This window comes from Streptomyces sp. NPDC028305 (assembly GCF_055569495.1).
Map to the genome: position 1 here is coordinate 399,168 of NZ_JBVHTN010000007.1, position 23,986 is coordinate 423,153.

Sequence of the window (23,986 nt, forward strand, 5' to 3'; positions counted from 1 at the left end):
CGCGTCCGAGTGCCGTAGGCGCCACGTCCGGGTCGGCAGATCGTCCGATGCCTGAGTTGTGGTGAGTATCGGACAGAGACACGCCGACACCACGGCGTGTCGCTGTCCGATACTCACCACAAAATCACTGGGCTGGTGCTGGATACGGGCCGCTGACTACGGGAAAGAAACCGCATCCGTCACTGTGCTGGAAGTACTCCATCAAGCAGTTCTTTTACCGGGGGTGGGAGGAGGGGCCCTTCCGGCCCATGGGGTGGGCCGGAAGGGCCCGCGTCAGTCCGAGCCGCAGCGCACCGTCGCCGCCCCCCAATCCGCGTGGTCGTGGGCGTTTCCGTCGCCTCCGTCGGTGACCCGCAGCCGTAGCACCTGCGCGCCCTCGACCGTGGCCTCGACCGGGACCGCGGGGTCCGCGCCGTCGACGACGCCGCCGCGGTAGACCCGCTCGCCGTCGGCGTAGACCTCGAAAGTGACGCTGCCGTCGCCGGCCACCTCGTCGTCCAGCCCTACCTCGGCGGTGAAGGTCGAGCAGTTGCCGCCCAGGAAGACCTCCACCGTGGAGTCGGCGTGCACGCCGAGGCCGTGCGCGTAGGTCTTGCCGCCGATGGTGAGCGTCTTGCCGTCGCCGGGGGCGGACTCGCCGTTGCTGCGGTCCCGTTCGACCGGGCCCCAGCCGTTGTCGGAGGTGATGAAGTCCAGCGTGGACACGGACACCTCGCCGCGCGGCGGGGGAGGCGTGCCGTCGAGGTCGACCGCCGCCGAGCCGCTCACCCGCGCCCCGCCGGCCGAGGTCGCACGGAGGGTGGCGACGGCGGGCCGGAGCCCGTCGGGGGTGTTCTCGCCGCGGGTGACCTTGGCGCGTACGGTCGTGGTCCTGCCCGGGGCGAGGTCGCCGAGGTCGAGGGAGCCCGGCTCGGCGGTCCACCCTTCGGCGAGGTCGAGGGCCGCGGTGACATCGCGCAGCGGGGTGTCGCAGGGGTTGGTGACGGACAGCTCGGCCGAGGTGGAGTCGCCCGCCGGCACGGTGGTCTCGGCGGCGGTGAGCTCGGCCTCGGGGGCGCAGACGACCGGGCCGCGCGGGGTGCCGGTGCGGGCCTCGGCGCCGGTCAGTGGGCGTATCCGCAGCGTGTAGGCGTACTCCCGGGCGGGCCGCACCTGGTACTGGGGCAGCACGGTGTGGAAGGTCTCGCTCACGCCGCTCACCGCGTGGTCCAGGTGCAGGGTGTTGCCTCCCGGGTCCTTCCGGAGGGCGAACGGGTACGCGGCGCGGTCGATGCCGGTGTACGGGGTGACCCCGGCCGAAAAACCCCCGGACCCGGATCCCGACCCGGAGACCAGCAGACCGCTCTTGCCGTCGGACAGCGACGCCCAGCGGACGTCTTCATGGTTTCCGTAGTCCTGGGGCCTGGTGTATCCGGCGAACTGCTTGTCCACATCGGTGGAGTACACCCCCACGGGGGCGCCGTCCTCGCGGTCGTTGTAGTTCTCCTGCGGCCCGCGCCCGTACCAGGTGAACGTGTCGTACCGCTCGGGCAGCCGCAGGGAGAGCCCGATGCGGGGCAGGTAGGGCACCGTGCGCGCCTTGCCGCGTGCCTCGACGCGGTGGTCCAGGCGCAGTTCCCCGGTGCCACTGACCGTGTACCGGAGGGTCTGCGCGAAGGAGGAGTCCTTGACGCCGGGCGCGGCGGCCGTGGCGGGCACGGTGACGGTGACCTCGCCGCCCCGCTCGGAGACCGTGACCTTCCCCGGCTCGGTGCGCAGCCGGTCCAGGCCCGCCTCGCGCCACGGCCCTTCCTCGGAGCCGATCTCATTGCTGACCGGTGAGCGCCAGGCGTCGAGCTCGGGGCCGGAGCCGAGCAGCTCCCGGCCGTCGGCCCGCATCGAGACCAGCTCACCGCTCGTGCGGTCGAACCCGTACGAGAAGTCCTTCCCGGTGACGGTGATCCGGCCGTCGGCCGTGGCGGTGGTCAGTTTGCCGGGTGCCTTGGCCGGCGTGGTGCCCGCGAGCTGCGCGCCGCCGATGTCGAACTGCTCGACCGCGACGATGTGCCCGGCCTTCGCCCAGGTGGTGTCCTTGGCGAGCACCGCCTCCACGGTGAGCTGTCGGTCGGCGTCCTTCGGGTTGGCGGGTGGCTTCGGCAGCCGGACGCGCTGTCGCTCGCCGGGGTCGAGGTCGAAGGAGCGGGTCCCGTGGGCCAGGGTCCTGGTCCCCTCGGTGATCCGCCACCGCAGTCTGAGGTCGCCGGTGCGGGTGAAGGAGCGCTCGTTGAGCACATCGATCCGCCCCGACGCGGCCTCGGCGCCGGAGATCCGGACCGGGGCGTGCACCGCCGCCATGGCACGGGCCTCGGGCTGTACGGTGCGGTCGGCGGAGACCACCCCGTCGACCCCGCCGGTCCCCGCGCCATAGGACAGGAACTCCCCCTTCCGGTCGAGCCGGTCGAAGTCGAGCGCGAGCACCGCGTCCGCGCTGGGGTCGGCGGCGAGCTGATCGGGGCCCAGCGCCTTGTGGTAGACGCGGACCTGGTCGACCGTGCCGTGTGCCATGCGGCTGCGGATGTTCTCCTGGTCGGTCTCGGGGTTGCGGCCGATGTTCACCGGCTGGGCGGAGTAGCCGACGGTTCCGCGCCAGCCGGTGGAGGCGGCTTGCTCGCCGTCGATGTAGAGCTTCAGGGCCGAGCCGTCGAAGGTGCCGGACACGCGGTGCCAGGAGCCGTACCAGTCGCCGGGGACGTCGGCCGCGACGGTGTGCCACTCCCCGTCGCCGTAGACGAAGAACTCCAGGGTGTCCTTGTCGCGCATCTTCAGGGCGTAGCTGTGGTCGCCCTTCGCGATCACGGTGAAGCTGCCTGTCCAGTCGGCGGGTTTCACCCAGGCGTCCAGGGTGAGCGCGTCCGCCACCGTGTCGAGCTTCGGGTCGCGGTAGACCTCCACGAAGTCGTCGAGCCCGGACAGCTCCAGCGCCCTGCCCCGGTGTCCCGCCACCAGACCGGGCTTCCCCGAGACATAGGACAGGATGTCGTTGCCGGAGGAGTCGGGCGTGGTCAGCAGCGGCTGGGTGATGTTCTGCTCCGCCCAGTCCCAGATGTAGCCGCCCTGGACCTGGGGGTACTTGCGGACGACGTCCCAGAACTCCCGGAAGTTGCCGAGCGAGTTGCCCATGGCGTGGGCGTACTCGCCCATGATGATCGGCTTGGTGGTGGCCTTCGCCTTCTCCTCCAGGCCCGCGGGGGAGGGGTAACGCGGCCCCCAGACATCGGCGAACGGGGCGTCGCCGTCGGGGTTGTTGGGCTGGTGGTAGACGGGGCGGGCCGGGTCCTCACGGTCCAGGAACTCGGCCATCGCGTAGTGGGCGCTGCCCAGGCCGGCCTCGTTGCCGGTGTCCCACATCAGGACGCTGGGGTGGTTCTTGTCCCGCTCGTACATCGCGGTGAGCCGGTCCAGGAACGCCCTCTGCCACTCGGGCCGCTCGGCCAGACAGTCGTCCGGGCAGCCGTCGTGATGGTGGGTCTCGATGTCGACCTCGTCGTCGATCCACAGCCCGCGCGCGTCGGCCAGCTCGTACAGATAGGGATCGGACGGGTAGTGCGAGGTGCGGATCGAGTTGATGTTGAGCTGCTTCATCAGGGAGACGTCGGATGCGGTGCGCTCTCTGGTGGCGTGACGGCCGGTGTTCGGATCGGTCTCGGCGCGGTTGACGCCCTTGACGAGGATGCGGCGGCCGTTGACGAGGAGCTGTTTGTCCTTGATCTCGATCTCGCGGAAGCCGACCGGCTGGGCGGTGGTGTGGGTGACCCGGCCGTCGGGGCCGTGGAGCTGGACGACGAGGGTGTAGAGGTTCGGTGTCTCGTCGGTCCACTTGTCGGGGTCGGCGATCTGGGCGCTCAGGGTGGCTGAGCCGGTGCCGCCGCCGGGATCGACCGTATCCGACATCGTTGTCACCTTGCGTCCGCGCCGGTCGTACAGCGTCCCGGTGACCTCGCGCTCACCCGCGCCGGCCACGCTCTGCCCGTCCGGGCCCGCGGCGGCGACATCCACCCGGGCGGTCAGCCGGGCGTCGCGGTAGGCGGCGTCCAGATCGGTTTTCACGGTCACATCGCGCAGCCGGGTCGCCGGGGTGGAGTAGAGGCCGACCGAGCGGAAGATGCCCGCGAAGCGCCACTGGTCGTAGTCCTCCAGATGGGCCCCGGAGCCCCAGCGGTGCACCTGCACGGCGACCGTGTTCCGGCCCGGGTGGAGCCGCTCGCTGATGTCGAACTCCGCGGGCGTGTAGCCGCCCTGGTCGTACCCGGCGTACGAGCCGTTGACCCAGACCAGATAGCCGCTGGTGACGCCCTCGAAGCGCAGGAACGTCCGCCGTTTCTCCCAACTCCCGGGCAGTTGGAAGGTCTTGACGTAGGCGCCGGTCGGGTTGACGTCGTGCGGCACCTTCGGAGGGTCGTCCGGATACATCTCGGTGGGGATGTTGCGGAAGACCGGGTGGTCCAGACCGTCCGTCTGCCAGGTGTGCGGCACGCTCACGCCGTGCCAGCCCGCCCCCGAGGTGTCATAGCCCTCGGCGAAGAAGTCCTTGGGGACATTCTCGGGGCGATCGGACATATGGATCTTCCAGGAGCCGTCGAGCGACTTGGTCCAGGGGGTGTCCTGGCCGCCCTTGAGCGCGCCGGCGGCATTGTCGTACGGCGTCAGCGGCGCGTGGGCCGGCTCCTGCCCGACCGCGGTGACCTCGGGGTCCTCGAGGAGCTTGTACACGTCCGCGGGCGGGGCCGAGGGGCTCGCCGTCGCGGCGGGGACGGGGGCCACCAGCGTTCCGGCCAGGGCCAGGGGGATGAGCCGGGGCATCAGCCGGGGAAGGAGGCGGAAGGAGCGAAGGAGACGGGGCATCGGAGCCCACCCTTCTCTTCGATGTCGATGTACGGGCTTGCCAAAACAATCCGAAAATCAACAGCACCGAACATTAGCCAACGGACCCTTTCGCGCCAAGACTCCGGGCAGCATTCACCGCCCGGGGTGCGCGGCTACCGTAAGGAGTGGGAGGCGCCGGTCGGCATGGGTAGCGCGAGCAGCTCCAGGAATCTGCCTCGGCTGCGGCTCGACGAGCTGCTGGACGAGTTGCAGGTGCGCATCGACGCGGTGCGGGGGACCCAGGACCGGGTGCACAGCCTGCTGGAGGCCGTGCTCTCGGTCGGCCGGGAGCTGGATCTGCCGCAGGTGCTGCGGCGGATCGTCGAGGCGGCCGTGGTCCTGGTGGACGCCGAGTACGGCGCCCTGGGCGTGATCGGCGAGGACCGGCGGTGGCTGGCGGAGTTCCTGACCGTGGGCGTCAGCGAGGAGCAGATCGCGGCGATCGGCGCGCTGCCGTCCGGCCACGGCATCCTGGGCGAGCTGATCCGCCACCCCGAGCCGCTGCGGCTGGCCGAGCTGTCGGAGCACCCGGCCTCCTACGGCTTTCCGCCGGGCCACCCGCCCATGCACTCGTTCCTGGGGGTGCCCATCCGGGTGCGGGACGAGGTCTTCGGCAATATCTATCTGACGGAGAAGCGGGGCGGGAAGGAGTTCGACGGCGAGGACGAGACGGTGCTGTCCACGCTCGCGGTGGCTGCCGGGGTGGCCATCGAGAACGCCCGCCTGTACGAGGAGGCCCGGCACCGCCAGCGCTGGCTGGAGGCGAACGCCGAGGTCACCCAGGGCCTGCTGTCCGGTGTGGACGAGACCCGGGTGCTCGGGCTGATCGTCGGGCACGCCCGGCGGCTGCTCGCCGCCGACCTGGGGGTGCTCGCGCTGCCGGTCGAGGGGAGCACCGACCTCCAGATGGCGCTCGCGGACGGGATCGACGCCGAGGCGCACCGCGGTCTCGTGCTGCCCCGCCAGGGCTCGTTCGCCGGTGCAGCCTTCCTCGGGTCCGAGGCTGTCACCAGCGTCGATGTCGAGAACGACCCGCGGATCACCGAGGGCCCCACCCGGTGGACGGGCCTCGGCCCCGCGGTGGCGGTCCCGATGCGGACCAGCGAGGGCGTCCAGGGGGTGCTGTCGCTGGCCCGAGCGGCGGGCAGCCCGCCCTTCACCCCGGTGGAGACGGACATGCTGCTCGGCTTCGCCGGTCAGGCGGCGATCGCCATGAAGCTGGCCGAGCGGCGGCGCGACGCCGAGCAGCTGGCGCTGCTGGAGGACCGCGACCGGATCGCCCGCGATCTGCACGACCTGGCCATCCAGCGGCTGTTCGCCGCGGGGATGACGCTCCAGAGCACCATGCGCTTCGTCCAGCACCCGGAGGGCTCCGAGCGGCTGCTGCGGGTGGTGGACGACCTGGACGACACCATCAAGATCATCCGGTCGACGATCTTTGGTCTCCGGTCGCACGAGGCGGGCCCGGCCGCCCAGGGGCTGCGGGTGCGCACGGCCAGGACGGTCGAGGAGGCCGTGCCCGCGCTGGGCTTCACGCCCTCGCTGCGTACGGAGGGGCTGGTCGACACCGAGGTGCCGTACCCCGTCGCGGACGACCTGGTCGCGGTTCTGGCCGAGGCGCTGTCCAACGTCGCCCGCCATGCGCGGGCCCGCGGCGCGGAGATCTCCCTGGCCGTCGGGTCCGGCCGGCTGACCCTCACGGTCACCGACGACGGGGTGGGCATCCCGGAGGGCGGTCGGCGCAGCGGGCTGCGGAACCTCGCGGAGCGCGCCGGGAAGCGCGGTGGCGAGCTGCTGGTCAAGGGGGCGCCGGGTGGTGGCACCCGCCTGGTGTGGAGCGTTCCACTGCCGCGGGGCTGACGGGCCGGGACTGAGGACCAACGGCCCGGCCGCGGGCGGCGTGGAGCTCGCGGAGATCCCGCACAGCGGACACCGCCGATGGGTCGGAACGGATTGCCGCCTTCAGACGACAGGGGTGACCGGGTCGGCCGGGCCCTAGCCGAGCCGGATCAGCATCTGCGCGTGGTCGGTGACGCGGCGGTCGTCGCTGAGCGCCCAGCGCAGATCGGGCCACTCCAGCGCCTGGTGCAGCAGCGCGGCCCGCGCCGTGCGCGCGGCGGCCACCAGCAGGACGTGCTGGAGCGCCTGGCCGGCCCGCAGCCAGTCGGCGTGGTGGTCGTGCCGGGTGCTCAGCACGGCCACGGTCGGCCGCTGCGCGAAGGCGTCGGCCCGCTCCTGCCCGTGCGGGCCCGACCCGTTCCCGGTGGCCCGGCCGCGGTCGCGGGCGTTGCGCCGCTCGGCCTCCTCGTTGATCCGCAGCAGCTGCGTGGTCTCCTCGTGGCGGGGGAAGTACAGGGTCGCGCCGTGCGTGTGCGCGGCCTCGGTCAGCTCGGTGAGCACCCGCTGCGGCAGTCGTCGGCCGGAGACTCGGCCGGAAAAGGCGAGGCGATCGCCGTGCCGCCGCCAGATCACCTCGTACAGATCGTCCAGGTGGCCGTCGCCCCCGCTCGGCGCGGGCTCCGGGCGGACGGTGGCCAGCAGCTCCGGCTCCGAGGGCCGCGGCAGCAGCTGGACCACCGGCCGCCACCCGAAGTGGGCCATGGCGACCCGAAGGTTGAACACGGCCGCCCCGACGGTGAGGTTCAGGGTCCGCGCCATGCCGTCGGGCCTCTCGGCGTGGCGCGGGACGCGCCCGGGGGCGGCCCGCACTTCGAGCGTGACGGTGTCGGGGTCGAGCCGGCAGTGCCAGGGCGGCTGGGTGTGGTGCATCGAGGGGGCGGCCACAGCGGCTGAGATCAGCTTCTCCAAGGTCGCCGCGTCGAGTGCTGAGGGCTGCATGTGATCTCCTCGGCGGACGCGCGGGGGTTACGGTCACTCAGCCTGCGGGGCGGTGGGCGGGCGTGGGCAGGGGCCAATGGTCCCTGGGCGGGGCCCGGACGTCCCCGGGGGTCAGTGGGCGGAGTCCGGCCGCGCGGAGGGGGTGCCGGAGTGCCGGGGCTCCGCGTGGGTGGCGATCACGGCCGCCTGGACGCGGCGCTCGACGCCGAGCTTGGCCAGCAGGCGGGAGATGTGGTTCTTCACCGTCTTCTCGGACAGATAGAGCCGCTTGCCGATCTCCCGGTTGGTCATTCCCTCGCCGATCAGGGCCAGGATCTCCCGTTCCCGGGTGGACAGCCCGGCCAGCGTCTCGTCCTGCGGCTGCTCTTCCGCGCCGCCCCCGCGCAGGGTGCTCATCAGCCGGGCGGTGGTGGCCGGGTCGAGCATCGACTGGCCGGACGCCACCGTGCGGACCGCGGACACCAGGTCGGAACCCCTGATCTGCTTGAGGACATATCCCGCGGCCCCGGCCATGATCGCGTCCAGCAGCGCATCGTCGTCGTCGAACGAGGTGAGCATCAGACAGGCCAGCCGCGGCATGGTGGAGCGCAGCTCACGGCAGACGGTGACCCCGTCCCCGTCCGGCAGCCGCACATCCAGGATCGCGACATCGGGCCGCAGCGCGGGCCCCCGGGCGAGGGCCTGGGCGACGGTCGCCGCGTCGCCGACCACCTCGATGTCCGGCTCGGCGTCGAGCAGGTCGTGCAGCCCGCGCCGGACGACCTCGTGGTCGTCCAGCAAAAAAACCCTGACCGGACTGGTCGGACTGGTCGGCGCCGGCGGGGAGTGGTGCGCAGAGTCGGTCATGGCGGCCTTCCGCACGGTTGTCGTGGCCCGGCCCCCCTGGGACTGGGACCGGCGATCGGCCCCCTTCAATCGATCATGACTCGCCCCCGGCGGCCGCGCCAGGGCCGAACGGTCCCCGGCGCTCGGGCGGCGGGGCCGATGGTCCCACCGCCGGGTCCGCCCGGCCCTCGCACCCGCGGCCCGCGCGTGCGAGGGTCGTTTGTAGGGAGCCCCCGCGCTGCCGCGCGGGTTTCGCCCCGCAGCACGCGACAGCACACGACAGGGGGTGCGGCGATGAGTGCGAAGGCGCGGGGGCGGCTCTTGTGGCGGTGGCGGCGCAACCCGCTCAAGCGCCGCTCGGACGTCGTGGAGGCCTGGGTCGCGCTGGTCGCGGGCCTGGTGATGGCGGTCGGCGGCACGATGGCCGGCATGGTCACATCCGCCGCCGTGGAACGGCCCCTGCTTGCGGAGCGCGCCCAGCACCACCCCGTCCCGGCGCGGCTGCTGGAGAACGCGCCCGCGGTGGCCCAGGCCGCGGACGGCGGCAAGTTCGGCCGCGTCCCCGCCACCGTGCGCTGGACGGCACCCGACGGCTCGGTGCACACCGGCGTGGCGCGGGTGCACGAGGGGCGGCCGGCCGGTAGCCGGACGGTGGTGTGGACCGACGCGCGCGGCCGGCTGGTCTCAGAACCGCTCACCCAGCGCGAGGCCGAGACCCGGGCGGACCTGACCGGCGCCACCGCGGCCACCGGTGTCTGCCTGGTGACCCTGGCCGGCTGGCGCACCGTGCGCTGGCGGCTGGACCGCCAGCGCGCCGCGGAGTGGGAGCGCGCGTGGGCCGAGGTCGAGCCCCGCTGGAGCAGCCGCGGCGGCTGAGCCGGCCGTCGCTCCGAGGCCGGTCAGTCCGGTCAGTCCGGTCAGTCCGGTCAGTCCGGACGGGCCGGTCAGGACGGCCTGGTGACGTGGTGCGCGGCGGTCAGCCGGTTGTCGAAGTCCACCACGCCCTCGACCGAGCGGATCAGCCGCGCCGCCGCCGGGATCAGACCGGTGTCCCTGATCTGGCCGGTGAGGGTGACCACGCCCTCGTTCACGCTCACCCGCACCGGCTGCCCCGCCGACGCGGGGAAGAGATACGACACGACCTCGCGCCGCACCTCCTCCTCGATGTCCTCGTCCGGGCGCAGAAACACCTTCAGGAGATCGGCGCGGCTGACGATGCCCTCCAGACGGCCCTCGTCGTCGACCACGGGCAGCCGCTTGACGTGCCTGTGGGTCATGATCCGCGCGGTCTCGGCCAAGCTCGCGTTCGCGTGCACGGTGATGGCCGGAGAGGTCATCAGCTCCTCGGCGGTCACCGCGGTCGCCTTGACGATGTCGGGCAGGTCGCGCAGCTGTCCGAGCCGGGCCGGATCGCTGTCCCGGAACTCCTCCTTGGGCAGCAGATCGGCCTCCGAGACCACGCCGATCACCCGCCCCTCGCCCTCCAGCACCGGCAGGGCGCTCACCCTCCACTGCTCCAGCGTCTTCACGATCTCCTTGAACGGGGCCTCGCGGCCGACGGCGACGACGGTATGGGTCATCACATCACTCACGATGTGCGAGGTCCGGTGCACGGGGACCTCCTTCCTTGCCTCAGCGGTACGGGACCACCCCCACCGGGCACGGCGCGTGGTGCGGGACGGCGGTGACCTGCGGTGGCATGGCCGCTACCTCCGCGATCGTGGGCCCGGCCGGGGGCCGGGTGGGGCCGGCGCCGGCGGACCCGGTGGGTCAGTGGACGCGGATCCGGCGCCCGGTGACGCGCGTGGGGTCGATCCGCAGACACAGCTCGCGGCTGCCGCCCGGCCAGGGTTTGCTGTACGCGCCCGCGGCCACGCGCCGTATCGCCTCCGGGTCGGTGACCCGCTGGGCCCGCCCCACCACGAGCACGCTCCAGCCCTCGCTGAGCGCCTCGTCGATGTGGTCCACCTCGAAGGCGACCTCGGCCCCCGCGGCGGCCGCCGGGGAGGCGTCCGGGGCGGTGCGGAAGACCACCGCGTCATCCATGACGCTGTAGTTGACCGGGAGGATGCTCGGGCCCTTGGAAGTGGACACCGAGATCCTGCCCACCCCATGGGTCGAGAGCAGGTCGTAGCACTCCCGGGGAGTGAGCTCCACCAGGTCCGGGCGGGAGCCCGCCTGGGCCAGGCCCGGTGGCAGGCCGACGCCTCCGCCCCGCAGCTCGGCCGCGCTGGTGTCCAGCGCCGCGGCCAGCCTCAGCAGAAAGCCCGTGCCGGGGTCGGCGGGGCTCTCCTCCAGGTACCGCAGATAGCTCGGCGACGTGCCCGCGCGCCCGGCCACGTCCTCCCGGCTCAGCCCCAGCCGCTCGCGCCGCAGGGCCACGCGCCGTCCGATGTCACCTCCGCCGCCGGGCCGCCGGGTGGCGGCCGGGTCCGGCCGTGCTGCTTCGGACATGGCCGATCACTTCTCTCCGATCTCTTCGATTTCTTCGATTTCTCCGATCACTTCGCTCCGCTCGTCTCCCTGGCGACCAGTGGCCTGGTGGGCACCCCGAGCGCGACCTTGAGCGCCCCGGTGTCGGCCGCCCGCGAGAAGACGTCGTACGCCTCTTCCATCTGGTCGAGCTCGAAGGTGTGGGTGATGAGCGACGCCGCGGGCAGCCGCCCGGCGGCCAGCATGGACAGCAGCGTGGGGGTGGTGCGGGTGTCGACGAGACCGGTGGTGATCGTCAGATTCCGCATCCACAGGTCCTCCAGATGCAGCGTCACGGGCCGGCCGTGCACGCCGATGTTGGCGATCCGCCCGCCGGGCCGCGCCATGCGGGTGCAGGCCTCGAAGCTCGCGGGGGTGCCCACCGCCTCGATGACCACATCGGCGCCGAGCCCTCCGGTGAGGTCGTCGACCAGGGGCTCGGGCCCCTCCGTGGTCTGCACCACCGCGTCGGCGCCGAGCCGCTTGGCCGCGTCCAGCCGTTCGGGCAGCAGGTCGACGGCGATGATCCGGCCGGGGGAGAAGAGCTCCGCGGTGGCGATCGCGGCGAGCCCCACGGGCCCCGTGCCGACGACCGCGACGGTGTCGCCGGGCCGCACCCCCGCGCTGAGCACCCCCACCTCGTAGGCGGTGGGGAAGACATCGGCCAGCAGCACGGCTTCGAGGGTGTCGGCCGCGCCGGTCAGCGGATGCAGGGACAGATCGGCGAACGGCACCCGGACGTACTCGGCCTGGGCGCCGTCGATCAGCCGCCCCAGGACCCAGCCCCCGCCGCCGTGGCACTGTCCGTACGCCCGCTCCCGGCAGAACCGGCAGCGGCCGCACGGCGAGACACAGGAGACCAGCACCCGGTCCCCGGGGCGTACGGTGCGCACGTCGCCGCCGGTCTCGACGACCTCGCCGACGGCCTCGTGGCCGAGGACCGTCCCGGGCCGCACATCCGGCACATCGCCCTTCAGGATGTGCAGATCGGTGCCGCAGATGGTGGCGGTGTCGACGCGGACGATCGCGTCGGACGCCTCCTGGAGACCGGGGTCGGGGACCTCGTCCCAGGAGGGCCTTCCGGGTCCGTGGAAGACGAGTGCTTTCATGACCGCTTCCTCGCTTTTCTGTGGATATACCCATTGTCCTCGCTGGGCACGTACCGTGCACGGGCTCTGTAGGTGCTCTGTATGCGCTCACTCGCCCCCGTCGATCGGGACGAGCACCACCGGACAGTGGGAGTGGTGCAGCACCGCGTGGGTGACGGGGCCGAGCTGCATCCCCAGCCGGGCCGTATGACGGTGCACCGGGAGCACCACGACGTCCGCCGCGCGCGAGGCCTCCACCAGGGCCTGCGCCGGGGCGCCGCGGGTCAGGTGCTCGCGCACCCACACCTGCGGAAACCTCTCGCCCAGCGCCGCGACCACCCGGCGCGCACCCTCCTGCTCCCGCTCCGCCCGCGCCGCCGGGCCCTCCCGCGAGGGCAGTGTGTGATCACCCCGGAACAGCTGCGAGTGCGTCCCCGCGTACAGCACGCGCAGCCGCGCGGTGCGCCGCACCGCCTCCTCGAACGCGTACCGCGCCGCGGCCCGGTCGGCGCTCGTCTCCAGTCCGGCCAGCACCTTGCCGTGGCCTTCGGGGCCCAGTACGGGCGTGATGTCGCCGCGCACCACCAGTAGCGGGCGCGTGGTGTGCGCGGCCAGCCGCAGCCCCACCGAGCCCAGCAGCAGCCCCGTGAAGCCCCCAAGGCCGCGCGTGCCGATGACGGTCAGCGCCGCGTCCGCGCCGATGCGCAGCAGTTCGGGCACCGCGTCCTGCGCCGTCAGGGTCGGCACCACCCGCAGCTCCGGAGCCTTCTCGGCCACCTGGGCCACCGCGAGCCGCAGCACGGTCCGGGCGATCTCCACCGGGGTCCGCTGCGGCTCGGCGCCCACGTCGAGCGCGGCCGGGTCGGTCTGCGCCCACGGCCAGGCGTGCACGATCTCCAGCGTCGACCCGCGCCGCTGGGCCTCGCCGACCGCCCGGTCCAGCGCGAGCCAAGCGCTGTCCGAGCCGTCCAGGCCCACCACGACCCGGCCGTCCTGCGGCGGGGTGCCCGAACGCGTCATGGCGGCGGCCTCCCGTCCTCACCCTGGGCCGGGACCGGACCCTGGGCCGGGACCGGACTTCGCGTCGCCCCCGGCACCGGACCCGGGCCAGGCCCTCGGCCCGGCCTGCGGCGGCGCGGTCCGCCCCCGCAGGACGGCCAGCCGCGTCCGGTACTCGTCCTCGTCGATCTCGCCGCGCGCGAACCGCTCGGAGAGCACCCGCTCGGCCGACGACCAGGGCGCGCGGACGCCGTGCTCCACGTGCCGGAACAGCGCCACCGCCACCAGGGCCACCAGGACCCACAGCGCGATCGCGATGAAGGTCAGCAGGGAGTAGCCCCAGCCGCCCATCATGTGGCCGTACCACCAGTACATGCCGGATCTCCTTGTCCCATCACCCGCGCCGGGCCCTCACCCGCCTCCGACCGGCCGGCCGACGGGCCCCGGGCGCGCGTCCTCGACGCGGTAGGTGAGCCGGTCGACGACGGCCACCACCCCGTCCACCTGGCCGGCCATCCGTACCGCGATGGGCACCTCGCTGTGCCGCTCCAACTGCCCCTCCAGCCGCACCACCCCGTCGGTCACCGTGACGTCGACCGCGTGGGGCAGCAGCCACAAGGCGCGCACCAGCACCTCGTCGATCACCTCGGCGCGGATCTCGTGGTCCGGGCGGAGGAAGACCCGCAGCAGATCGCGCCGGGTGACGATGCCGATCAGCCGGTCCTCCTCGTCGATCACCGGCAGCCGCTCAACGCCGTACCGCGCCATGGTCCGCGCGGCGTCGACCACGCTGTCCTGCGGGCGCACCGTGACCGCGGGCCGCGACATCAGCTGCCCGGCGGTGCGGGCCCCGGACGCGGCGTGCAGATCGGCCGCCGAGACCACCCCGATGACCTTCTCGTCCTCGTCCACCACGGGCAGCCCGCCGATGCGATGCCGCGCGAGCAGCTCCGTGACCTCCTCGGGCGAGGCACCGGAGCCGATCCGGACGACGTCGTCGGTCATCACATTGCCGATCTTGCGGTGCTTCATCGCGGGCCCCTTCTCCGCCCCTCGCGGCCACCCTCCCGCGACAGGACCCCGGGCGGCATGGGCTGCCCGGGGTCCGATCAGGGACCTTCGGCCCCCTCAGCCCGTGGGGAAGAGACGGTCCAGGTACGGATTGCGGAACTTCCCCGCCGGGTCGAACTCGCCCAGCAGCCGCCCGAAATCCGCGGCGCGCTCGTAGCGCGCGACCACGTCCGCCGGCGCGGCCGCGGTCAGCTTGCCCCAGTGCGGCCGCGCTCCCAGCGGCAGCAGCTCCTCCTCGATCGCGGCGACGACCTCGAGTACCGCGGCGCGGTCCGGCACCCAGGTGAAGTGGAGGGCGACGGAGTCGCGGCCGTACGCCGGGCTCAGCCACAGGCCGTCGGCGGCGATCGTACGGACCTCGGACACCAGCAGCACCGGCGCGATCCGGTCGCCCAGCCGGCGCAGCGCCGCGAAGGCCTCGGGCGCGGCGCCGCGCGGCAGGATGAGCTCCGACTGGAGCTCCTCGCCGCTGCTGGGCGTGAAGTCGGGCCGGAAGTGCGGCAGCCGCTCGTGCCAGGGCCCCGGCACGCCCGCCTGCGCGGTGCAGTGCGAGGGCGGCATGCCGGGCACGGGGTGGCGGGGGCCGTCGGCCGGGCGGGCGCCCAGCCACGGCTGCCCCGGCCGGGGCGGACCGGGCCGGTCGGTGCGGCACTTGAGCCACACCACCCCGTCCCCGGCGTGCCAGTCGGTGAACACGCTCACGCTGTACGCGGCGCCGAACACCTCGTCGAAGCTGTCGGCCAGCCGGTCCAGGGGCAGCCCGTCGTAGACCCACTGGGCCACCTCGAAGGACGGCTCGATGTCCAGGGTGACGGCGGTGACGACGCCGAGCCCGCCCAGCGAGACCGCCGCCCCGGCCAGCCGGTCCGCGTCCGCCTCCCGGCTCAGCCGCGTCAGGTCCCCTTCCGGGCCGACGATCTCAAGACCCGCCACCGACGCCGCCAGGCCGCGCTGTGCGATGCCGGAGCCGTGGGTGCCGGTCGCACAGGCCCCCGCGACCGTGATGTGCGGCAGCGAGGCGAGGTTGGCCAGCGCGTGGCCCGCCGGCTGAAGGGCCTCGGCGACCTGGGCGTACCGCATGCCCGCGGCGACGGTCACCCGTGAGCCGTCGGGGTCGATCTCGACCCGCTGCGGCAGCCGGTCGAGGCGGATCAGATCGCCGCTGGTGTCGGCTATGCGGTTGAAGGAGTGGCCGGTGCCGAGCGCGCGGACGCGCTCGGCGGAGCCGACGATCCGCCGCAGCTCGTCGACCGAGGTCGGTCGGTGCACCCGGGCCGCACCGAAGGTGATGTTTCCGGCCCAGTTCGTCGGGGCTCCGGTTGTCAGCATCCGCGTTCCTGATCCTGTCCTGGAAGTGCTCGGTCTCGGCCAGGGGTTCTGGCCGAAGTGGTCGCCCGGCGAGGCGGCCAGGAACCGTAGTACAGGGCCGCCCACCACCTCGTACAGTCCCACGCGCCCCTCAGTTGCCCCGATCGGCCCAGCTGCGGAAGCCGCCGGGACCCGGCCCGGTCACGATGGTCGTCACAGCGCCGGAGACAGGTGGCCCGATGAGCGAGCAGAAACCAGCCGCCCACAGGACGGGGCTGATCGGCGAGCTGTCCGCCGAGTTCGTCGGCACCATGGTCCTCATCCTCTTCGGCTGCGGCGTGGTGGCCCAGGTGGTGGCCGGGGGGCTGGGCGACCACGACAGCATCGCCTGGGCCTGGGGGTTCGGCGTCACCTTCGGCGTGTATGTCGCGGGCCGGCTCAGCGGCGGCCACCTCAACCCCGCCGTCACCCTCTCCCTGGCGGCGTTCAAGGGCTTCCCGTGGAGCAAGGTCCTGCCGTACGCGATCGCGCAGACCGCCGGGGCGTTCGTGGCGGCCCTGCTGGTGCGCTGGAACTACACCGAGGTGCTGGCCAAGGCCGATCCGGGGCACACCCTCAAGACCCAGTTCGTCTTCTCCACCCTGCCCGGCAACGGTGTGCTTCCGGTCAGTGAGTGGGGTGCGCTGCGCGACCAGGTCATCGGCACCGCGATCCTGATGCTGCTGGTCTTCGCGGTCACCGACCTGCTGAACACGCCCCCGGGCGCCAACCTCGCTGCCGTCGTCATCGGGCTCATCGTGGTCGCCATCGGCATGGCCTGGGGCACCGACGCGGGGTACGCCATCAACCCGGCCCGTGACTTCGGCCCCCGCCTCGCCAGCTTCATCACCGGCTATGACACCGCCTGGCGGGATCAGTACGGAAACCTCTACTTCTGGGTGCCCATCGTCGGCCCCCTGGTCGGCGGCCTGGTCGGCGGGGCCCTCTACCGAATCCTGGTCAGCCCCTTCCTCCCGGTGCTCGGGCCCGGGCCGCAGGAGGTGGGGCAGACCCCGTCCCCCGAGACCTGAGCCGAACCCCGAGCCACGAGAGGCGGCAGGATGCCGGAATTCGTCGGTGCGGTGGACCAGGGAACCACCAGCACCCGCTTCATGATCTTCGACCACGACGGCGCCGAGGTGGCGAAGTACCAGCTCGAACACCGCCAGCTGCTGCCGCGCTCCGGATGGGTCGAGCACGACCCGGTGGAGATCTGGGAGCGCACCAACTCGGTCATGCAGAACGCGGTCCGGGCCAGTGGACTGGCGCCCGCCGACCTGGCGGCGATCGGCATCACCAACCAGCGGGAGACCACCGTCGTCTGGGATCCGCGCAACGGAATGCCGTACTACAACGCCATCGTCTGGCAGGACACCCGCACCGACACCATCGCCGCCGGCCTGGAGCGCGACGGCCGCGGCGAGGTCATCCGCCGCAAGGCCGGCCTGCCCCCGGCCACCTACTTCTCCGGCGCGAAGATCCAGTGGATCCTGGAGAACGTCGACGGCGTACGCGAGGCGGCCGAGCGCGGCCACGCCCTGTTCGGGACCACCGACAGCTGGGTGCTGTGGAACCTCACCGGCGGCCCCGGCGGTGGTGTCCACGCCACCGATGTCACCAACGCCAGCCGCACCATGCTGATGAACCTGGAGACCCTGGACTGGGACGACGAGCTGCTGGAGATCTTCGGCGTGCCGCGGGCGATGCTGCCCACCATCAACCCCTCCGCCCACCCGGAGGCGTTCGGCCGCACCCGCACCACCCGCCCGCTGCGCACCGCAACCCCCATCACCGGGGTGCTCGGCGACCAGCAGGCGGCCACCGTCGGCCAGGTGTGCTTCGCGCCGGGCGAGGCGAAGAACACCTACGGCACCGGCAACTTCCTGCTGCTCAACACGGGCACCGAGCTCGTCCGCTCGCGCAGCGGGCTGCTCACCACCGTGGCGTACCGGTTCGGCGACGGCCCCACCGTCTACGCCCTGGAGGGCTCCATCGCGGTGACCGGCTCGGCCGTGCAGTGGTTGCGCGACCAACTGAAGATCATCGACGACGCGGCCGCGAGCGAGCGGCTGGCCCGCTCCGTCGAGGACAGCGGCGGGATGTACTTCGTCCCGGCGTTCTCCGGGCTGTTCGCCCCGTACTGGCGCTCCGACGCGCGCGGCGCGATCGTCGGCCTCTCCCGCTACCACAACGGCGGCCACTTGGCGCGGGCCACGCTGGAGGCCATCTGCTACCAGACCCGGGACGTGGTGGGGGCCATGGACCAGGACTCCGGGGTCCACCTCGATGTGCTCAAGGTGGACGGCGGGGTCACCGGGAACGACCTGTGCATGCAGACCCAGGCCGATGTCCTCGGCGTCCCGGTCAGCCGCCCACAGATCGCCGAGACCACGGCGCTCGGCGCCGCCTACGCCGCGGGTCTGGCCGTCGGCTTCTGGCGCGACACCGATGAACTGCGCTCGCACTGGCGGGAGTCCAGGCGGTGGGAGCCGCAGTGGAGCCGGGAGCGCCGGGAAGAGGGCTACGCGGGCTGGAAACGGGCCGTCGAGCGCACGCTCGACTGGGTGAAGATCCACTAGCGGGCCCCCATGAGCCGCCCTCGCCGGCGCTCCCGGGCCGGGCCGAGATGACACGACGACGCGCGCCATCACGGGGCCTGACACTCCGTCGGCGCTCACTGAACATGGACGCGTCATCTTCTGGACAGATCCTGTTCAAGGGCCGTCCCCGGTCTGCCTGAAAACGTCTCGTCCGGTCACAATGACCCATCGCTCGATGTGACGAGAGGGACCGCCATGCCTGGACAGGCCACCGGATCACAGCCATCCGACAGATCCCCTTCCGACAGACGCCAATTCCTCGCCGCCGGTGCCGCGGCCGTCGGCGCGGTAGCCGTGGGCCAGTTGGCCCTCGCGGGCACCGCGCGCGCCGCGGACCCCGCCCTGCCCAGTGGCGTCTTCACGCTCGGCGTGTCCTCGGGTGACCCGCTGCCCGACGGGGTGGTGCTGTGGACCCGGCTCGCCCCCGACCCGCTGAAGGGCGGCGGCATGCCCGACCGGCCCGTCGACGTCGCCTGGCAGGTGGCCGAGGACTCGCGCTTCCGGCGCATCGTCAGGCAGGGGACCGCGCAGGCCCTGCCCGCCCTCGGCCACAGCGTCCATGTGGATGTGCGCGGCCTGAGGCCGCACCGCGAGTACTGGTACCGCTTCCGCGCCGCGGACCAGATATCCCCGGTCGGCCGCACCCGCACCGCCCCCGCGCCGAACGCCGCCGGCCCGCTGCGCCTGGCCCTGGCCTCCTGCCAGAACTGGCAGCACGGCTACTTCACGCCGTATGCCGACATGGCCGAACAGGACCCGGACGCCGTGCTGTTCGTCGGCGACTACATCTACGAGAGCTCCCCCTCCGCCACCGCCGTACGCCGCCACGAGGGCAACGGCGAGCCGTACTCGCTCGTCCAGTACCGCAACCGCTACGCGCAGTACCGCACCGACCCCGACCTGCTCCGGATGCACGCCCAGGCACCCTGGATCGTCACCTTCGACGACCACGAGGTGGACAACGACTGGGCGGGCGAGATCCCGCAGGACCCGGACAAGCAGTCGCACGACGCGTTCGTCGCCCGGCTCACCGCCGCCTACCAGGCGTTCTACGAGCACATGCCGGTGCGCGCCACCGCCGTGCCAGGCGGCCCGCACATCAAGATGTACCGCAGCCTCGACTTCGGCCGCCTGGCCCGGCTCCAGGTGCTGGACACCCGGCAGTACCGCAGCGACCAGGTCACCACGCAGGAGGGCGCGCAGAGCCCGCTGCTGACGATGCTCGGCGCCGAGCAGAAGCGGTGGCTGCTGGACGGGCTGCACCGCTCGCCCGCCCGCTGGAACCTGATCGGCTCACAGATCATGATGGCCGAGACCGACCGGCTCGCGGGCCCGGGCAAGCTCTGGTTCTACGACGCCTGGGACGGCTACCAGGTGGAGCGCAACGAGCTGATGGCCGAGTTCGCCCAGGTCCGCAACCCGGTGGTGCTCTCAGGGGACCGCCATCTGACGATGATCAGCGACCTCAAGCGGGACTTCGCCGACCCCGCCTCGCCGGTGGTGGGCGCCGAGTTCGTGGGCACCTCCATCACCTCCAACGGAGACCAGGACCAGGACGCCTTCCACGCCGAGTTCGACCCCCTGGTCCCCGACAACCCGCACTGGAAGCTCCTCGACGCCCACCGCGGCTACCACCTCTTCGACATCGACCGCGGCGGCATCGACGCCCAGGTGCGGATCGTGGACACCGTCACCCAGCCCCGGTCGGCGGCGCGGACCCTGGCGCGGCTGCGGGTGGAGAACGGGCGGCCCGGAGTCGACCTGGTGTGACCCCGGCCCGGGCCCCGGCCCGTCGCCGCGGCGGGCCCCGCCGTGGCCGCCCGCGATGCCGCTGCCAGCGGGTATGTAGGCTGCCCCCGTGGGGATCACGCTCGACCTGAGAAACGCGCGATCGGCCGATGTGCACGTCGGCCGATCCGCGCTGGCCGAGCTGATGTCCGTGCTGCACATCCTGGCCGAACCGGACCACCATCCGGAGGCCCAGCGCTGGACCCGTCAGCTCGGAACGACCTTCGACGACTCCCTGGCCAACGAGATGAGCGCGCTGTCGCCGCTGTGGGCGCGTCTTCGGTGCCGGCTGCTGTTCCCTCTGGCGTTGCCGCTGGACCAGACCTTGGAAGGGGAGCTGCGGCACCTGGAGAAGCTGCCCCTGGATGAGTTCGTCGATCTGTGTGCCCAGGGGGTTCTCGGCTTCCGCGAGGCCGTCCCCCCGGCACGCCTCCTGCTGAACGACAAAGAGGCCGCCCGCTGCTATGTCACGCAGTGTGAGCGCCGATCCTTCCGGCGCGGGGCACTGGCGCACGACCTGATGGCCTCGCCGGAGGACGTGCGGGCCCGACTGATCAACTTCCTGGACCGCTGCGGGGGAGCGTTCTTCGCGGCCGAGTGGCGCGCGGTGCACGACCGGCTGGAGGCGGCCGCCATGCGGTTCCGTACCGAGGTGACCCGCAAGGGTCTGGCCGAGGTGCTGGCAGGGCTCAGCCCGACCGCGGTGGTCGCGGGGGACGGCTCACACGTCCGCTACGACAAGCTGGCGATCGCGGAGATCGGGATCGGGCCCAGGCAGTTGTTCCTGGTGCCCTCGGTGCATGTGTGGCCGCATCTGACCATCAAGGACGAGCGGTCCTATCCGGTGGTGCTCCAGTTCGCGGCACCGGAGGTCCGGGCGCCCGAGCAACTCACGCTGCGGCAGCTGCACGCCCGGCTCTCCGTGCTGGCCTCTCCGGGCCGGATGGAGCTGTGCCGCCATCTGCTGGGGGAGCCGATCACCACCTCCGAGCTGGCCAAGCGGCTCGGCCTCGATGACACACAGGTCTCCCGCACCCTGAGGCAGCTCAGGGAGGCCGGCCTGATCGAATCGGAACGGGAGGGCAGGTACGTCTACCACCGGCTGGCCACCAGCACCCTGCTCCGGCTGGGGCAGGATGTGCTGGCGACCATCATGCGGTGACCGCTCGCCGGGGCCCTCAGGCGCTGTCGTCGGCCTGGCCGGGCTGGCCGGGCTGGCCGGGCTGGGTCCACAGCAGCACGGCGGAGGGGTGCTCGGCGTCCATGTGGACCCGGTTGGTGGCGATCACCTTGCGGCGGGTCACCGCCTCGGGATCGCCGGTGCCCGAGTTGACGTCGAAGCGGGGGAAGTCGCTGGAGGAGATGTCGACCCGCAGCCGGTGCCCGGCCTCGAAGCGGTTCGCCGTGTCCGGTGCCGCGATCTCGATCTCGTAGATCTCGCCCGGCATCAGCGGCTCGGGGTGCTCGAACGACTTATGGAAGCGGCACCGGAAGATGCCCTCGGTCAGGTTCATCGCGAAACCGTGCGGATAGTCGTCGTTGGGCGGGTGCACATCGACCAGCTTCACGGTGAAGTCGGTGTCCACAGCGGTCGAGGAGATGAACAGCCGGGCCGTGACCGGGCCCGCCACCACCAGCGGCTCTGCCAGCGGCGGGGTGACCAGCGAGATCACATCGGGCCGGGCGTTCAGCGGCAGATACGGCTCCCGCGCCCCGTAGAACCGGGCGTCCGGCACCTGGTCGAAGGCGCCCCCGACCATGACCGGCTCGCCCGAGGTCACCTGCCCGCCCAGGGTGGGCACCGGATCCGCCGGGTCGAAGTCGTACTCCACCCATGCCCGCCGCCCGGTCGGCGGCCGCTCGCTCAGCTCGCCCGAGGCGTGGCAGTAGAACGCCGTCTCGCGCGCCCCCGAGGGCGGCCACCGCGTGTCGGTCCGCCACTGGCCGCCGTGGCGCATCCGGCCGGCCTCGTCCCGGCGGCCGTCCCCGCCGCCCATGAGGAAGTACCGGACCCGGGGAATGGACTCCGGATCGCCGTCATGCCGGAGCACCGCGTCGAACCAGTGCCGTCGGAAGGACAGATACGAGGCGTCGAGGTTGTCGCTGAGCGTGGCCGCGGGGCCGAAGTCCACATCGCCGGCGTATGTGACGCAACGGTGGCCGTGCGTCCAGGGCCCCATCACCAGATACGCGGGGGAGTCCTTCAGACGGCCCATCGCCGTGAAGTTCTCGATGGTCGAGCGCACGTACGGGTCGTACCAGCTGGACATGTGCAGCGTGGGGACATCGGGGAAGCGGTCGTAGTGGCCGCGCCCGTAGATCGCCGGCTGCCGCCAGTACGCCCCGAAGGAGTCGTTGCGCCACTGGTCGAGCAGATAGTCCTCGTACGGGCCGACCTGGCGCAGCGGTGAGACGCCCGGCCGCCACGGCAGGACGGTGAACCAGTCCCGCAGGTCGGTGCCCTCGAACGCCTTGCGCACCAGCGGGTCGCGGGCGGCCTCGGGGCTCTCCTCGCCGTGCCGGAACGCCCACGTGACCTGCTTGAGCTCAAACGCCCCGCCCATCCGCATGCCTGCCTCGTACGCGCTCGCGAAGCCGCCGGAGTCCATGAACATCGCGGCCAGGGGACCGGGGGACTCGGCCGCGGCCGCCGTCTGGGCGTGTGCCGAGTAGGAGACCCCCATCATCGCCACCCGGCCGTCGCACCAGGGCTGGGCCGCGATCCACTCGATGGTGTCCGCTCCGTCGGGCCCCTCGCCCAGGTACTTGACAAAGGTGCCCTGCGAGTCGCCCCGGCCGCGGCAGTCCTGCCGCACGACGTGATACCCGGCGCGCACGAAGTACGCGGAGGTCTCCTCCGGCGTCGGCAGCGGCTCGTCGTGGCGGTTCTGGTCCGAGCCGCGGATCTGGCGGCGGCCGTACGGGGTGCGCTCCAGGATCACCGGGCGGGGCTCCGGCCGTGCGGCATGGGAGTACAGGTCCGCGGCCAGCACCACGCCGTCGCGCAGGGGGACGCCGAGGGTGCGCCGCCACATCCCGCGCTCGGCCAGGTGCTCCAGGGGGGCGGTGTCGGTGGTGTCGGTGGTTTGTGTCATGAAACCTGTCACTTGGTCTGGGACTGCTTCGAGCCGTTCACGGCGAGCTGGGACTTCGACACCGTGGACAGCGGGAGACGCCACAGGCCGAACAGCTTGGCGTAGGTGCCCGATTCGTACATTTCCCGCAGCGCCTTGGTGATCACGGGGGCGAGCCCGGAGCCCTTCTTGGCCTCGATGCCGTAGATCGCCGTCGCGGCGGGCAGATCGAGGATGTCCTTGAGCTCCAGCGTCTGGAAGCGGCCGTTCGAGCCGCTGCTGGCGGAGGTGTTGGCCGCACTCGGCGCGGCTACCGCCTCGATGCGCTTGCTCTGGAGCGCGAGGGCGGCGCCGGACAGGTCGGGGAAGACCTGCTCGTCGACGGCCGGCTTGCCCTTCGCGGCGCACCGCTCGGTGAGCGCGGCGACGACGTTCTGGGTGCCCGCGCCCTTCTCGACGCCGACCTTGCGCCCGCAGACCTCCAGCCCGGTCTTGGGCTGGAAGGAGGCCGACTTGTTCACCATCAGCGTCACGCTGCTCTTCGCGAAGTCGGCGAAGTCCACCTGCTCCTGACGCTCGACGAAGTCGCCGGCAGGCGCGCTGAGATGGATGCGGCCGGACTTCAGACCGGGAATGATCGCGTCGAAGGTGGTCTTCTCCACCTTGATCTTCACCCCCAGCATGGCGGAGAGCTGCGCGGCCAGGTCGGGCACCAGACCCGTCACGCGCCCGTCCGAGCCGAAGGTGTTGTACGGCGCGTACTCGCTGACGCCCATGATCAGGGTCTTGTTCCTGTACTGCGCGGGCACCTCGGCGGCCAGCTCGCGGTCCAGCGGTTCGAGGCGGACGGCGGCCGACGACTTGGCCTTGGGCTTGTCGGTGCCGGCGGAGTCGTCGACCGAGCAGCCGGCCAGGGTCAGGGACAGGGCGAGGGGCAGGGACAGGGCACCCAGGGCGGCGCGGGGACGGTTGCGCATGGAAG

The 23,986-nt window shown here is 72.4% G+C and carries 18 protein-coding genes; 6 read left to right on the forward strand and 12 right to left on the reverse strand.

The annotated features are described in order from the left end of the window. Positions 1–273 precede the first annotated feature (273 nt). Positions 274–4,881, reverse strand: a complete 4,608-nt coding sequence (locus tag ACZ4WQ_RS31445) for a glycoside hydrolase family 2 TIM barrel-domain containing protein (RefSeq protein ID WP_468022615.1) — start codon at positions 4,879–4,881, stop codon at positions 274–276. 165 nt (positions 4,882–5,046) lie between these two features. On the opposite strand from ACZ4WQ_RS31445, the gene ACZ4WQ_RS31450 reads away from it, so the two are divergent. Continuing rightward, entirely contained in the window at positions 5,047–6,762 is a 1,716-nt protein-coding gene (locus ACZ4WQ_RS31450; protein ID WP_385336919.1) for a sensor histidine kinase, read from the forward strand. Between the two features lie 135 nt (positions 6,763–6,897). On the opposite strand, the gene ACZ4WQ_RS31455 is transcribed toward ACZ4WQ_RS31450, so the two are convergent. Beyond that, positions 6,898–7,740 (reverse strand): nitroreductase family protein, encoded by an 843-nt coding sequence (locus tag ACZ4WQ_RS31455; protein WP_385336921.1) that lies wholly within the window; start codon positions 7,738–7,740, stop codon positions 6,898–6,900. 111 nt (positions 7,741–7,851) lie between these two features. After that, positions 7,852–8,586: a response regulator gene (locus ACZ4WQ_RS31460; RefSeq protein WP_385336924.1), complete on the reverse strand. Its 735-nt coding sequence runs from the start codon at positions 8,584–8,586 to the stop codon at positions 7,852–7,854. A gap of 273 nt (positions 8,587–8,859) precedes the next feature. On the opposite strand from ACZ4WQ_RS31460, the gene ACZ4WQ_RS31465 reads away from it, so the two are divergent. After that, positions 8,860–9,441, forward strand: coding sequence for an Rv1733c family protein (locus ACZ4WQ_RS31465; protein WP_468022616.1), 582 nt, complete (start codon positions 8,860–8,862; stop codon positions 9,439–9,441). Positions 9,442–9,509: 68 nt separating this feature from the next. Here ACZ4WQ_RS31465 and ACZ4WQ_RS31470 read toward each other — a convergent pair whose 3' ends face one another. The 7 genes from ACZ4WQ_RS31470 to ACZ4WQ_RS31500 form a co-directional block, all read right to left on the reverse strand. Next, positions 9,510–10,178 carry a CBS domain-containing protein gene (locus ACZ4WQ_RS31470; RefSeq protein WP_311725490.1) on the reverse strand — a complete coding sequence of 223 codons (669 nt, stop codon included), beginning with the start codon at positions 10,176–10,178 and terminating at the stop codon, positions 9,510–9,512. Positions 10,179–10,335: 157 nt separating this feature from the next. Continuing rightward, the gene (locus tag ACZ4WQ_RS31475) at positions 10,336–11,019 is read right to left on the reverse strand and encodes a helix-turn-helix domain-containing protein (RefSeq protein WP_468022617.1); all 684 of its coding nucleotides are present in this window, start codon (positions 11,017–11,019) and stop codon (positions 10,336–10,338) included. Between the two features lie 47 nt (positions 11,020–11,066). Beyond that, positions 11,067–12,146 (reverse strand): zinc-binding dehydrogenase, encoded by a 1,080-nt coding sequence (locus tag ACZ4WQ_RS31480; protein WP_311725492.1) that lies wholly within the window; start codon positions 12,144–12,146, stop codon positions 11,067–11,069. 87 nt (positions 12,147–12,233) lie between these two features. Then, positions 12,234–13,145 (reverse strand): universal stress protein, encoded by a 912-nt coding sequence (locus ACZ4WQ_RS31485; RefSeq protein WP_468022618.1) that lies wholly within the window; start codon positions 13,143–13,145, stop codon positions 12,234–12,236. Between the two features lie 18 nt (positions 13,146–13,163). Then, entirely contained in the window at positions 13,164–13,499 is a 336-nt protein-coding gene (locus tag ACZ4WQ_RS31490; protein WP_311725494.1) for an SHOCT domain-containing protein, read from the reverse strand. Positions 13,500–13,535: 36 nt separating this feature from the next. Continuing rightward, positions 13,536–14,156 carry a CBS domain-containing protein gene (locus ACZ4WQ_RS31495; protein ID WP_311725496.1) on the reverse strand — a complete coding sequence of 207 codons (621 nt, stop codon included), beginning with the start codon at positions 14,154–14,156 and terminating at the stop codon, positions 13,536–13,538. Between the two features lie 96 nt (positions 14,157–14,252). Beyond that, the gene (locus tag ACZ4WQ_RS31500) at positions 14,253–15,524 is read right to left on the reverse strand and encodes an FAD-binding protein (RefSeq protein ID WP_398897987.1); all 1,272 of its coding nucleotides are present in this window, start codon (positions 15,522–15,524) and stop codon (positions 14,253–14,255) included. Positions 15,525–15,742: 218 nt separating this feature from the next. Between ACZ4WQ_RS31500 and ACZ4WQ_RS31505 the strand changes: the two genes are divergently transcribed. The 4 genes from ACZ4WQ_RS31505 to ACZ4WQ_RS31520 all read left to right on the forward strand — a co-directional run bounded on the left by ACZ4WQ_RS31505 (position 15,743) and on the right by ACZ4WQ_RS31520 (position 21,092). Continuing rightward, entirely contained in the window at positions 15,743–16,573 is an 831-nt protein-coding gene (locus ACZ4WQ_RS31505) for an MIP/aquaporin family protein (RefSeq protein ID WP_398897989.1), read from the forward strand. A 30-nt stretch (positions 16,574–16,603) separates the two neighbouring features. Then, positions 16,604–18,121, forward strand: a complete 1,518-nt coding sequence (gene glpK, locus ACZ4WQ_RS31510) for a glycerol kinase GlpK (protein ID WP_311725499.1) — start codon at positions 16,604–16,606, stop codon at positions 18,119–18,121. Between the two features lie 216 nt (positions 18,122–18,337). Further along, entirely contained in the window at positions 18,338–19,912 is a 1,575-nt protein-coding gene (locus ACZ4WQ_RS31515; protein WP_468022619.1) for an alkaline phosphatase D family protein, read from the forward strand. Between the two features lie 88 nt (positions 19,913–20,000). Beyond that, entirely contained in the window at positions 20,001–21,092 is a 1,092-nt protein-coding gene (locus ACZ4WQ_RS31520) for a helix-turn-helix domain-containing protein (RefSeq protein WP_311725501.1), read from the forward strand. A 16-nt stretch (positions 21,093–21,108) separates the two neighbouring features. On the opposite strand, the gene ACZ4WQ_RS31525 is transcribed toward ACZ4WQ_RS31520, so the two are convergent. Beyond that, positions 21,109–23,025, reverse strand: coding sequence for a CocE/NonD family hydrolase (locus ACZ4WQ_RS31525; protein ID WP_468022620.1), 1,917 nt, complete (start codon positions 23,023–23,025; stop codon positions 21,109–21,111). An 8-nt stretch (positions 23,026–23,033) separates the two neighbouring features. Further along, the gene (locus tag ACZ4WQ_RS31530) at positions 23,034–23,981 is read right to left on the reverse strand and encodes a transporter substrate-binding domain-containing protein (protein ID WP_311725503.1); all 948 of its coding nucleotides are present in this window, start codon (positions 23,979–23,981) and stop codon (positions 23,034–23,036) included. Positions 23,982–23,986: the final 5 nt, after the last annotated feature.